Raw genomic sequence first — 12,676 nt, forward strand, 5'->3', positions numbered from 1 at the left:
ATACAACTTCCCCCTGTACCTCTCCGATCCTAGCCGATTGAGGGTGGGCGGCTGCGGAGAACGAAGGGCCGAAACGGCGTCAACGTCACTTTTTCCGGGGGCGCCGGTGACTGAAATAGGGGTTCTGGCCTGCCTTGCCCTGGAAAGTGCGCCGGCCCGGCAGCGGAATCTGATCCCGGAGCAATCCGCCGCGCGCGGTGCTGGACTGGTCCTCTCCCGGCAGGTAGCCGCCGTCGTCCGGTCCCGAGGCGTCGTCGTCGTAATGCGCGCTGGAGGTTTCCCGCTCAGGCTCCGGACCTGCCCTGAACGACACGGCATCAAACTCACCCGAAATCCGGGGAATGAGGCCCGTATCCACCGAGGTGGTTGCACGGGCGGGACGCTCCGCTGCCGGCCCGGCTTCCACTGAGGGGGTGCCCTCGGGAGCGGACGACGGCGGGACCCCGCCAGCCGCTGCGGGCGCTACCTGGCCGCCACGTCCAAGCCGTCCGAGCAGGGGCCGGAGCATGTCCGTCAGTTCGGAGACGCGGAACAGCCTCAGGAGCAGGAAGTACACAGCAAGCATCACGGGCCCCACGACCGCAAGCGTCACAAGTGCCTGGAGACGGCCGCTCCAGGCGAAACCGTCCGGGCTGTAGCTGCCCATCAGCCACAGGGCACCGGCGCCCGCGATCGCCGCGCCCAGGGCGGCGTAGCCCATGCGGATGTAGGCATTGGCAATCCGCGGACCGTCCAGGTTGCCGAGGAGGCGCCGCAGGAAGAACGCGCTGATCACTACGGAGAGGATATTGCCCACCATGTACAGGACGGCGATCGCGTAGATGATCTGGCCCACCGGCATGAACTGGATGGCAAAGGCGCCCACCACGTACACCACGGCCAACAGCAGCTGGACGTGGAACGGCGTGCGCGCATCCTCGTTGGCGTAGAACACCCGGGACATCATGAAGTTGGCACTCATGAAAGGTGTGCTCAAAGCCAGGATGGTGAGCGTCTGGGCCAGCATCACGCCGTCCTGGCGGTCGCCGCCCGAGAAGAACATGCCCAGCGGGCCGGCCAGGGCAAAGAGGGCCAGGGCGCCGAAGACGGTGGCCACGGCCATGGTCCGCAGGCCGTGCGAAAGGGCATCGCGCAGCTCGGCCCGGTTGCCATCCTGCGAAGCCCGGGTCATCCGGTTGAACAGCACCGTGGCCAGGGACAAGGCGATGATCGAGTGCGGGAGCAGGTACAGCTGGCTTGCCACCTCCAGTACGGCGTTGCCGGGCAGCATTTCCGCGGCGGGATCGCCGGCCTCTTTCAGCCGGATGCGTTCGGCGCCCGGAATGGTGGCGATGCGCATGACATAAAGGAAGGCGAGCTGCCCGACGGCGGCCGTCAGCAGGGTCCACACGCTCAGCTTGGCTGCCTGGCCCAGTCCCACGCCCCGCCAGCCGAACCGGGGGCGGAGGCCAAGCTTGAGCCGGAAGACCGGGATCATCAGGATGGCCGTCTGGGCCAGCACCCCAATGGTGGAGAACCCTGCCACGAACAACGTCTGGGTGGACCCCCAGTTGTCCAGGGTGTGCGGGCTCAACTCATTGGTGCCAAAAATCCAGATGAACATCCCCAGACCGGTAATAGCCACCAGGTTGTTCAGGATGGGTGCCCACATGGCCGGCCCAAAAGCTCCGTTGGCATTGAGGACCTGGGTGAGGAGGGCATACAGGCCGTAGAAGAAGATCTGTGGCAGGCACCAGAACGCGAAGGTGACAGCCAGGGCCTTCTGCTGCGGACTGTATCCCTGCGTGGTGACGTCGATGACCAGCGGCGCAGCCAGCGTCACCAGTGCCGTCAGGCCCAGCAACAGCAGGACTGCAAGGGTCAGGAGGCGGCTGATGTAGTCCGCTCCCCTGTCCGGAGCCTTGCTGGCCTTGATGATCTGTGGCACCAGGACGGCGTTGAAGACACCGCCGGCCACCAGCAGGAAGATCAGGTTGGGCAGGTTGTTGGCGTTGATGAACGTGTCGTTGACCGTGGAGCCGAGGCCGAGGGCCGTTCCGAGCATCCAGGTCTTGCCGAAGCCCAGGAACCGGGACACCAGGGTGCCGGCGGCCATGATGGCGCTGGAGCGGGTTTCGCTGGCTCCTGAAGACGCTGGCGCGGTGGCCGGAGCCGCAGGTTCTTCGGGGAGGCCCTCCGGCGCGGCATCGCCGGTCCGGCCCGCTTTGTCGGAAGGAAAGTTGGTAGCTGACATCGAATTCATCGTCTCACCCGGAGGCGCTTAACACCGCAACGCCGCTGCGGGCTGAGCCGGCCCGGCGTCAGAGGTGGCCGGGCAGGACCTCGCGTGCGAGGTCGGCGATGCGCCGCTCATTGGGGAAGGAAAGCTTCCTGGCCAGCTCCTGGATGGGGACCCAGGCAACATCCACGGCCTCTTGGTCGGGATCGTTCTCGATGGTCAGTTCACCGCCCGTGGCACGCAGCAGGTAGTGGTGCACTGTCTTGTGGACCCGGTGGCCGCTGACGGTAAACCAGTAGTCGATGCTGCCCAGGGGGGCCAGGATGCTGCCTTCGATGCCGGTTTCCTCGGCGATTTCGCGGACCGCTGCCTCTTCGTTGTTCTCTTTGCCCTCCGGGTGTCCCTTGGGCAGGCACCACTCCAGGCGTCCCCCACGGTTAAGGCGGGCGATAATCGCTACCCGAAGCTCGGCGTCGGACGTGTCAACCACCACGCCGCCGGCGGAAATTTCCTCCACCGTTGGCAGCGACGCCGGCGCCGAGTGCTGGGCAGGGGCAACGTGCGCACCGATTGCCGATGGCAATGGTGCGTTTGTCCTCCTGCCTGGAGCGCTCGGTACTGGATGGGCCATGGAGTCCACTCTAACGACTGTTGCCCGTTCGTGATGACCGGAACATGACGCAAACATGGACGGCATATGACGCAGTTTCTTGGCGGCCCGCGAATCCCACGGATCTTGACGGACTTTTTGGCCTGCCGTGCCCCGGGTTTCTGCCAAGCTTAAGTAACTATGGCGCACGCACATCACAAGACTGATTCCCACACCGTCGATTTCCAGGTGGACCCGGTGGTCCTGGAGCTTGGCCAGCGCTTCGTCGACGCCGGCCACGAACTGTCGCTGGTGGGCGGTCCCGTGCGTGACCTCTTCCTGGGCCGGACCTCGCCGGACCTGGACTTCACCACCGACGCCACCCCGGACCAGACGGTTGCCCTTATCAAGAAGTGGGCGGACAACTTCTGGGAAATCGGCCGCGCCTTCGGAACCATCGGCATGCGCAAGGCCGGATTCCAGATTGAGATCACCACCTACCGGGCCGAAGCCTACTATCCGGACTCCCGGAAGCCCGTGGTGGCTTTTGGCTCATCGCTGACTGACGACCTTCTGCGCCGCGACTTCACCATCAACGCCATGGCCCTGAAACTGCCCACCATGGAACTGGTGGACCCCTTCGGCGGGGTCCGCGACCTCCACGCCTCGGTACTGGCGACACCGGGGTCTCCGGAGGCGTCCTTCTCCGACGATCCGCTGCGGATGATGCGGGCCGCCCGGTTTGCATCCCAGCTGGGTGTTTCCGTCCACGACGACGTCCGCAAGGCCATGACCGGCATGGCTGAACGGATCACCATCATCTCGGCCGAGCGGATCCGCGATGAACTGGTCAAGCTGATTTGCGGCGCCCGCCCCCGCGTGGGTGTGGACCTGCTGGTGGACACGGGCCTGGCCGAGTTTGTGCTGCCCGAGGTGTCCGCGCTCCGGCTCGAGTCCGACGAGCACCACCGGCACAAGGACGTGTACCAGCATTCGCTGCAGGTCCTGGAACAGGCGGCGGCCCTTGAAACGGACGCGGAGGGACCCGTGCCCGGCCCCGACTTCGTCCTGCGGTTCGCGGCACTGATGCACGACGTCGGCAAGCCGGCTACGCGCCGCTTCGAACAGGGCGGCGCGGTGAGCTTCCGGCACCACGACATGGTGGGCGCCAAACTCACCACGAAGCGGATGAAGACGTTGCGCTTCGACAACGACACCATCAAGTCCGTGGCGCGCCTGGTGGAGCTGCACATGCGCTTCTATGGCTATGGGGACGCCGGGTGGAGCGATTCCGCCGTCCGCCGCTACGTCACCGATGCCGGGCCCCAGCTGGAGCGGCTGCACCGCCTCACCCGGTCCGACGTCACCACCCGTAACCAGCGCAAGGCAGACAGGCTGTCCTTCGCCTACGACGATCTCGAGGAACGGATCGCTGCGCTGCGTCAACAGGAGTCCCTGGAGGCGGTCCGCCCGGACCTGGACGGGGCGCAGATCATGTCCCTGCTGGGCCTCAAGCCCGGACCTGTGGTGGGAAGGGCCTACAAATTCCTCCTCAACGAGCGGATGGAGCATGGCCCCCTGCCCGCCGACGACGCGGAGGCCAGGCTCCTCCGCTGGTGGGCCGAACAGCCTGAAGCAGTACCTGCCGAACCGGCGGACGGAGAGTCCCCCGCCGGCGTCGAACCTTCCCATGTTGAGGAGTCCAAGTGACCAATCCCGCCCTCGCCCCGCGCCCCCAGCTTTGGATCCTCCGCCACGGGGAGACGGAGTGGTCCAAGAGCGGCCAGTACACCGGGCTCACGGACCTGCCGCTCACCGTTGAAGGTGAACAGCAGGCCGTTGAAGCCCGGAAGGTACTGGACGGCGTGGACTTCGACCTGGTCCTCACGTCCCCTTTGCGCCGTGCGCGCCGGACGGCTGAGCTGGCAGGTTTCCCCGATGCGCAGCACGAACCCCTCGCCGTCGAATGGAATTATGGCGACTACGAGGGCATCAGCTCCGACCTCATCCGCAAGGACAACCCGGACTACCTGATCTGGACCAACGGGGTGCCCAATGGCGAGAGCCTGGACGAGGTGGCGGCCAGGGCGGACAAGATCATCGGCCGCGTCCTCGAATCTGGGATGGACAACGTGCTGGTGGTTGCCCACGGGCATTTTTCCCGCATCCTGACCGCACGCTGGCTGGAATTGCCTCCCGTTGAGGGCCGGCATTTCGTCCTCGGTACAGCAAAAGTGTGCACGCTCGGGTGGGATAAGAAAACGCCCGCCATTGTCCGCTGGGGACTCTAAATAACAGTTCCTTAAGGAATTTCTCTTCTTTCACGCTCAAAGGATGGTCACCGCGTAATTCGTGGTGTACCTTTATTCCTAGCCCCAGGACTTTTCCGCCGGGGCATTGCCCGTGCTGCAGCATCCACACGATGCCGCGAATGAAAGAAAAGGAGGTTGGGAGAATGATGACTTTGACTGGCGAATGGAATGTGGCCGTCAATGCTGCCCCGGCCTCCGCGCACGAGGCTCACTTTCCGCAGGGCCGCACCGGCCACTAGCCCGTGATTCCGCCGCACAGGCGGCGGAATTTCTGATGCCGGGACTGCCGGACGCTTGAGTGCAATTTCGCTGAGTGCCGCCCAGAGCATGCCGCCATTGTCGGCCGGCAGGGTTTGCCTTGGCCTCCCTTGCACCGGTGCCCATACCTCCCGCACCCACGTCCGGGCCGCCTCCTGCTGACGGTATTCCCGTTTATTCAGGCACGCAATTAATTGTTCGCCTGCCATCATCGAATTTTAGTGCGCCATTTTCCGATGATTCTTTATGCCCAAATCCCTTTTCGGCAACGGCTTTATTTGCCGTGCCCAAAATCTTCTTCACACCTTTCAAAGGGGGTGAGTACCTTGATCCGAATAATCCGCAGGCTCCTGACTCGAGTCCGCAGGCGGCCAGCCCAGGCCGGGTTCAACAGCCGGCTGCTGGAACAGCACCGCGACGACGCCTTCGCCGTGATGCACCAGCAAATGGGAGGCATGCGCTGATACCCGCCCCCGTGACTTCGTGCCAGGGGGCGGGCTGTAAGCTCGGGAACATGCAGGACGCCGAGCCCCGGGGGCACCGTGGACGGTCCAGACTGGTTGTTCCCAGCCGCAGCGACGTGCTGCTCCGGAACTTCACCGAGCTGGTCGGCGGACCGCTGGGGCGCAGATCGGAGCCGGGAGTGGTGTCCCCCGGGCCCGTTCACCGTGGACCGTGTGCTGATCCTGCTGACCCTCGCTGCTGCCCTCCTCGGAGTCCTTGTTAAGGGGTATTGCCGGGCGTACGGATGGGAATCCCCCACTCAGTTTTATGCCACCTGCTATTCCGACCTTCCCGAGCTGTTCCGCAACCGGGGCCTTGCCGAGGGCTCCTTCCCCATCGTCAGCAGCCCCTTCGAGTACCCCGTGGCGGTGGGCCTTGTTGCCGGGGTGACCTCACTGCTGGTTCCGGGCCAAGGTATTTCCGAGGCGCGGGTGCTGGCTTTCTTTGATATCAATGCCGTCCTGCTCGCCGTGGCGGCAATGATTGCCGTTCTTGCTACAGCCCGGATTTCTGCGCGCCGTCCATGGGACGCGGCCATGGTGGCCGTGGCGCCCGGCCTGGTCCTGGCGGGCACCATCAACTGGGACCTCTGGGCTGTCTGCCTGCTGGCCGTGGGCATGTACTTTTTTGCCGCCCAGCGTCCCGTCGCCGCCGGAATCCTGACCGGACTGGCGGTGGCAGCCAACGCCTATGCCCTCCTGTTCCCTGTTGCCGTCCTGCTGTTGGCGGTGCGGACCGGAAAATTCCGGCCGCTCCTTGCCACCGCATCCGCCGCGGCGGTCAGCTGGGCAGCGGTCAACCTGCCGTTCGCAGCCGCGAATCCCGGCGGCTGGGCCTATTACTTCGAGTTCAACGCCAGCCGGGACGCCGGATATGGGTCGCCGTGGTTCGCTTACAACCTTGTGGCGGCCAAGCTGCAACGGCCAGTCATCAGCGCGGAGGCAATTGACCTGCTTTCCATCGGGTTCTTCGCCCTGGCGTGCTTCCTGGTTGCCGTTGTTGCCCTGTCTGCTCCGCGCCGGCCGCGCCTGGCGCAGCTGGTGTTCCTGCTGGTGGCCGCTTTCGTCCTGACGGGGAAGGCCTATTCACCCCAGTTCGTGCTCTGGCTCATTCCGCTGCTCGCCTTGGCCCGTCCGAAGTGGCGGGATTTCCTGGTGTGGCAGGGAATCGAGGGCCTGCACTGGGCCGCGGTGTGGATGTACCTTGGACAGGTGACCAGCGCGGGCTCCTCCCAGCACAACCTGGACATGCCCTACTACGTCCTGGCGGTGGCAGCGCACATGCTCGCGGTGGCCTACCTGATGGCGCGGGTTACCTGGGACATCTACGACCCCCGCTACGACCCCATCCGCCGGCACAACCTTGATGATCCGCACGGCGGCCCCTTCAGCAACGCACCCGACCGGCTCCGCCTGGACTTCCGGCGGACGTCCGGGTCGCTGCTGCACTGGAAGGAATCCACCCATGCCTGATGTCAACGTGGTCGGCGCCGGACCCAATGGACTTGCGGCTGCGGCCATCATGGCGCGCGCCGGCCTGTCCGTGGAAGTCTTCGAGGCGGCCGGGTCAATCGGCGGCGGTACCCGCACCACCGAACTCATGCAGCCGGGCCACTTCCACGATGTCTGTTCGGCGGTGCACCCGATGGCACTCGCCTCCCCTTTCTTCCGTGCCTTCGAGCTCGCACGCCGGGTGGACCTGGTCACTCCTGAACTCTCCTACGCCTCACCGCTGGACGGCGGCCGGGCCGCCCTGGCATACCGGTCACTGGACAGGACGGCGTTCGAGCTGGGGAAAGACGGAGCTGCCTACCGGCACCTCATGGCGCCGCTGGTTGCCCGGACCGCGGACATTATGGATTTCACCCAGAACCAGCTGCTGCGGATCCCCAGGAATCCGGTGGCAGCAGGGATTTTCGGAGCGCGGACCGCAGAGCAGGGATCCCTCCTGTGGAACCTCAGGTTCCGGGAAGACAAGGCCCCGGCGCTCCTGAGCGGAGTGGCCGCCCATGCCATCTCCCACCAACCCTCACTGGCGGCCTCCGGCGCAGGCCTGATGCTGGGAGCCCTGGGACACTCGGGCGGCTGGCCCATTCCGGTGGGCGGTTCAGCGGCCATCGCGGCGGCGCTGGCACAGGACATCCGGGACCACGGCGGGCTCATCCACACGGACACCCCGGTGGACCGGCTCACCGACCTTCCCCCCGCGCGGGCATCCCTGCTCAACCTGTCCCCACGCGGGTTCGCTGGTATGGCAGGCGACGCACTGCCGCATCGCTACCGGTCATCGCTGGAGTCCTTCCGGTACGGGAACGGCTCCTGCAAGGTGGACTTCATCCTGTCCGGTCCGGTTCCCTGGGAGGCTGCCGGGCTGGCTGACGCGGGAACCGTGCACGTGGGCGGGACACGCGAGGAACTGGCGCGCTCGGAAAACGAGGTAACCGCTGGCAGGCATCCGGAGCGCCCGTATGTCCTGGTGGCGCAGCCCTCACGCTTTGACGCCACCCGCGCCCCCGCAGGACGGCACACGCTGTGGACGTACTGCCACGTCCCTGCCGGATCCACCAAGGACATGACCGAGGCCGTGACAGCCCAACTGGAACGGTTCGCTCCCGGATTCCGCGACCTGATCGTCGAATCCAACACCGTCACCGCGGCGGAACTCGCCCGCTACAACCGGAACTACATCGGCGGGGATTTCAGCGTGGGGACCATGGACCTCAGGGGACTCATCCAGCGGCCGGTAGTGTCACCCGTGCCGTGGCGGACCCCGTTGCCCGGGGTGTACCTCTGCTCCTCTGCCACGCCTCCCGGACCCGGAGTTACCGGGATGCCCGGGATGCACGCCGCCAAGTATGCCCTCAAGGACATGTTCGGCCTCGGGCTGCCGGCGCTCGGCCTGGGCGGTTCATAGCACCGGCAGGCTCCTGTTGTCCGGCCCGTCCGGCCCGTCCGGCCTCGCCGTGGCGCGGGGAAAGCGCATCCAACTCGGTGGATAATGGCGCCATGGGGAAATCAACAAAACTTTCGCTTGCCGTAGCTGCGCTCATTCTCGGAACGTCGCTGGTGGCGTGCGACGACGGACGGGGCGGCGCGGAAGCCGCAGCCCGGCAGCTGGCATCAGCCGTTTCCGGACTGGATGTTGGCGGTGTCGCCTTTGACGGCAAAGACGCTGCGGCAGCAAACGAGCAGCTGAAGAACGTTTTCGCTGCCCTGGACCCGGCCAAGCCCACCGTCGAGGCGGGGGACATCACCCTGGACGGCGAGAATGCTTCCGTGCCGCTGACCTACAGCTGGAAGATCGCCGACAGCGACTGGAAGTACACCACGTCCGCTGCCTTCCGGAAATCCGGGGACAAGTGGCTGACGGTCTGGAACCCGGCCAGCCTGGTGCCGGACCTCAACGATTCGGAGATCCTCACTAAAGGCACCCGGTCGCCCCAGCGTGCCGACATCCTGGGAGCAGGAGACGCCCCGCTGGTCACCTACCGGCCGGTGGTGAACGTGGGGATCGACAAGCCGCAACTGGGCGCCGCGGATCCGGCCGACTCCGCAGCGAAACTTGCGGCCCTCGTGGGGGTGGACCCGGCGGGGTACACCCAGCAGGTGAAGGCCTCGGGTGCGGAAGCGTTCGTACCCGCCATCACCCTGCGCGAAGAAGGCCGCACCGTCACCAATGAACAGATTGCTGCCATCCCCGGTGCCCGCGCCATTCCGGACTCGGTGCCGCTCGCGCCCAACAGGACCTTCGCCCGCGCCGTGCTCGGGTCAGTCGGCCAGGCAACGGCCGAGCAGATCGAAGCCTCGGAAGGCAAGCTGACCGCCGGAGATGCGACCGGCGTCGGCGGCCTGCAGCAGCAGTACGACGAGCAACTCAGGGGAACTGACGCCGTGGTGATCCGTGCCCAGCGCGCGGACCTGACGCGCGAACAGATCCAGTCCGCTGCGACGGACCCACGCCGGGTGCTCTTCGAAATTGCCCCACAGCCGGGCACTCCGCTCAAGACCACACTGGATCCGCGCCTGCAGACCCTTGCCGAGACCACCCTCCAGGACGTGAAGCCGGCCTCGGCGATCGTGGCGCTCCGTCCATCCAGCGGCGCCGTCCTCGCCGCCGCGTCCGGTCCCGGCAGCAACGGCTACAACACGGCCATGCTGGGTCAGTACGCGCCCGGTTCGACGTTCAAGATGGTTGATTCGCTGGCCATGTTCCGTAACGGACTGACGCCGGACTCGAAGGTGCAGTGCACCCCCACGCTGAATGTTGACGGACGCACGTTCAAGAATGCCGAGGGCTACCCGGAAGGCTCGCTCGGCTCGGTGACCCTGCGGGATGCCTTCGCACATTCCTGCAACACGGCGTTCATCGCCGCCCGGGATTCCGTGTCCCAGGGCCAGCTTGAGGCAGCGGCGATGGCCATGGGACTGGCCGTCGAGGCGCCGTCCCTGGGCGCCGACGCCTTCCTGGGATCCGTCCCCGCGGACGCCGCAGGAACTGAGCACGCCGCCTCCATGATCGGCCAGGGCAAGGTGCTGCTCTCCCCGCTGGCCGCCGCCATGATGGCCGGCGCGGTGGCGAAGGGTGCGCCGGTGTCGCCCCAGCTTGTCCTTAACCCCGACGGCGGTGCTGCCGCCGCCGGGACGGCCAGCGGATCCGCTGCGCCGTCCGCGCAACCCTCCGCGACGGCAAGTGCCGAAGCCCCGTCGTCGGCGTCGGACAAACCGATCACCGCCGCCGAGGCAGCTTCCCTTGCTGACATGATGCGCGCCGTGGTGACATCCGGCCACGCCGGGTTCCTGTCCAGCGTTCCGGGCCAGCCGGTGGGAGCCAAAACCGGAACCGCGGAATTCGGCAACGAAAACCCGCCCAAGACCCACGCCTGGATCGTGGCCGTCCACGGCGACCTCGCCGTGGCAGTCTTCGTGGAGGACGGCGGGCTCGGGGCCACCACCTCCGGCCCGCTGCTGAAGGCATTCCTCACCGCCGCCGGCTAGGGCCATTGCCCGGACAGGCGCCCCTCCGGGCGGTCAGGCCTGCACATCCGGACAGAAACTCCGGGACGGGGGCGTGGGAAGATGGAGCCCGTGGCTCATATTGACGTTTCCGGCATCGACTACTTCCTCTCCGACGGCACCCAGCTGCTGAACGGGGTGACGTTCAAGGTTCCGGACGGCACCAAGACAGCCCTGATCGGGCCGAACGGCACGGGAAAAACCACACTGTTCCGGATCATCGCCGGCGATCTGGTCCCCGACGAGGGCGTTGTGGGTCGCTCCGGGACCATGGGCATCATGCGCCAGTTCGTGGGCCAGGTCCGCGATGACTCAACCGTCCGTGACCTGCTGGTCTCCGCAGCTCCCCCGGCCCTGGCCGCGGCCGCCCGTGAGGTGGACGAGGCGGAGTTCGCCATGATGGAGAACGACGACGAGCCCACCCAGATGCGGTACGCCCAGGCCATCGTGGACTGGGGCGACGCCGGCGGATACGACGTTGAGACTGTGTGGGACGAGGTGTGCATGGCCGCCCTGGGCCTGCCGTTCGACCGCGCGCAGCACCGCCCGGCGTCGAGCCTTTCCGGCGGCGAACAAAAGCGCCTGGTCCTGGAGGCCCTGTTTGCCGGCCCGGATGACCTGCTGCTGCTCGACGAACCGGACAACTACCTTGACGTGCCCGGAAAGCGCTGGCTTGAAGCCAAGCTCAATGAATCACGGAAGACCGTCTTCTTCATCAGCCACGACCGGGAGCTGCTGAACAACGCCGCCGGGCGCATCGTCACACTGGAACCCGGTATCAGCGGCGCAGGCGCGTGGATCCACGGCGGTGGGTTCGGCTCCTATGTGGAAGCCCGGGCAGACCGCAACGCCCGCTTTGAGGAGCTGCGCAAGCGCTGGGACGAGGAGCACGCGAAGCTCAAGGAACTCGTCAACATGTACAAGAACAAGGCGGCCTTCCGCTCGGATATGGCCAACAGGTACCACGCAGCCCAGACCCGGCTGGCCAAGTTCCTTGAGGCAGGCCCGCCCGAGGCCCTGCCGGTCGAGCAGAACGTGCAGATGAGGCTTAAGGGCGGCAGGACGGCCAAGCGCGCCATTGTGGCCGAGCGGCTGGAACTGACCGGGCTGATGAAGCCCTTCTCCACGGAAGTGTGGTTCGGTGACCGGGTGGGAGTCCTGGGCTCCAACGGCTCCGGCAAATCCCACTTCCTGCGGCTGCTCGCCACGGGCGGCACAGACCCGGAACGCGAACACGTGCCCGTATCCGACGTGGAGATCGCGGAGGTCCCGCATGAAGGGACCGTGAAACTGGGCGCGCGGATCAGGCCTGGCTTCTTCGCCCAGACCCACGTCAGGCCAGACCTCCTGGGCAAGACGCTGCTGGAGATCCTGCACCGGGGAGACGAGCACCGTTCCGGCCTCGGCCGTGAAGCGGCGGCGGGCGCCCTGGACGGGTACGGCCTGGCCGGCCAGTCGGAGCAGAAATACGAATCGCTCTCCGGCGGACAGCAGGCACGGTTCCAGATCCTGCTCCTGCAGCTGTCCGGCGCCACGCTGCTCCTGCTCGATGAGCCCACGGACAACCTGGACCTGCACTCGGCCGAAGCACTGGAACGGGCCATCGACCACTTTGAAGGCACCGTCCTTGCCGTAACGCACGACCGCTGGTTCGCGCGGACCTTTGACCGGTTCCTTGTCTTCGGTTCCGACGGCAAGGTCTACGAATCCGCGGAGCCGGTATGGGATGAAAAGCGCGTTGAACGCGCACGCTGAACCCTTACCGCAGGCAACAGCAGGCAGA

8 protein-coding genes and 1 pseudogene are annotated in these 12,676 nt (G+C 66.2%); 7 read left to right on the forward strand and 2 right to left on the reverse strand.

Going from position 1 to position 12,676, the window contains the following annotated elements; all coding sequences use genetic code 11:
- Positions 1–85: 85 nt before the first annotated feature.
- The gene (murJ, locus tag QE394_RS09570) at positions 86–2,233 is read right to left on the reverse strand and encodes a murein biosynthesis integral membrane protein MurJ (RefSeq protein WP_261618914.1); all 2,148 of its coding nucleotides are present in this window, start codon (positions 2,231–2,233) and stop codon (positions 86–88) included.
- A 67-nt stretch (positions 2,234–2,300) separates the two neighbouring features.
- Complete coding sequence (locus QE394_RS09575; protein WP_056080292.1) at positions 2,301–2,801, reverse strand: NUDIX hydrolase; 501 nt, start codon at positions 2,799–2,801, stop codon at positions 2,301–2,303.
- A gap of 207 nt (positions 2,802–3,008) precedes the next feature.
- Here QE394_RS09575 and QE394_RS09580 point away from each other — a divergent pair, with 207 nt between their 5' ends.
- The 7 genes and pseudogenes from QE394_RS09580 to QE394_RS09610 all read left to right on the forward strand — a co-directional run bounded on the left by QE394_RS09580 (position 3,009) and on the right by QE394_RS09610 (position 12,648).
- Positions 3,009–4,517 carry a CCA tRNA nucleotidyltransferase gene (locus tag QE394_RS09580; RefSeq protein WP_349034381.1) on the forward strand — a complete coding sequence of 503 codons (1,509 nt, stop codon included), beginning with the start codon at positions 3,009–3,011 and terminating at the stop codon, positions 4,515–4,517.
- Complete coding sequence (locus QE394_RS09585; RefSeq protein WP_045731238.1) at positions 4,514–5,098, forward strand: histidine phosphatase family protein; 585 nt, start codon at positions 4,514–4,516, stop codon at positions 5,096–5,098. Before QE394_RS09580 ends, QE394_RS09585 begins: the two co-directional genes overlap by 4 nt.
- Before the next feature lie 596 nt (positions 5,099–5,694).
- A complete protein-coding gene (locus QE394_RS09590; protein WP_349034382.1) occupies positions 5,695–5,841 on the forward strand; it encodes a hypothetical protein in 147 nt (48 codons plus the stop codon).
- A 50-nt stretch (positions 5,842–5,891) separates the two neighbouring features.
- Positions 5,892–7,353 (forward strand): annotated as a pseudogene (locus QE394_RS09595) (glycosyltransferase 87 family protein).
- A complete protein-coding gene (locus QE394_RS09600) occupies positions 7,346–8,794 on the forward strand; it encodes an NAD(P)/FAD-dependent oxidoreductase (RefSeq protein ID WP_349034383.1) in 1,449 nt (482 codons plus the stop codon). The pseudogene QE394_RS09595 and the gene QE394_RS09600 overlap by 8 nt, the downstream one beginning before the upstream one ends.
- Positions 8,795–8,886: 92 nt before the next feature.
- The gene (locus QE394_RS09605) at positions 8,887–10,875 is read left to right on the forward strand and encodes a penicillin-binding transpeptidase domain-containing protein (protein ID WP_056080303.1); all 1,989 of its coding nucleotides are present in this window, start codon (positions 8,887–8,889) and stop codon (positions 10,873–10,875) included.
- A gap of 90 nt (positions 10,876–10,965) precedes the next feature.
- Positions 10,966–12,648, forward strand: a complete 1,683-nt coding sequence (locus QE394_RS09610) for an ATP-binding cassette domain-containing protein (RefSeq protein ID WP_056081573.1) — start codon at positions 10,966–10,968, stop codon at positions 12,646–12,648.
- Positions 12,649–12,676: the final 28 nt, after the last annotated feature.

This window comes from Pseudarthrobacter sp. SORGH_AS 212, from assembly GCF_030818145.1.
Lineage (GTDB): Bacteria > Actinomycetota > Actinomycetes > Actinomycetales > Micrococcaceae > Arthrobacter.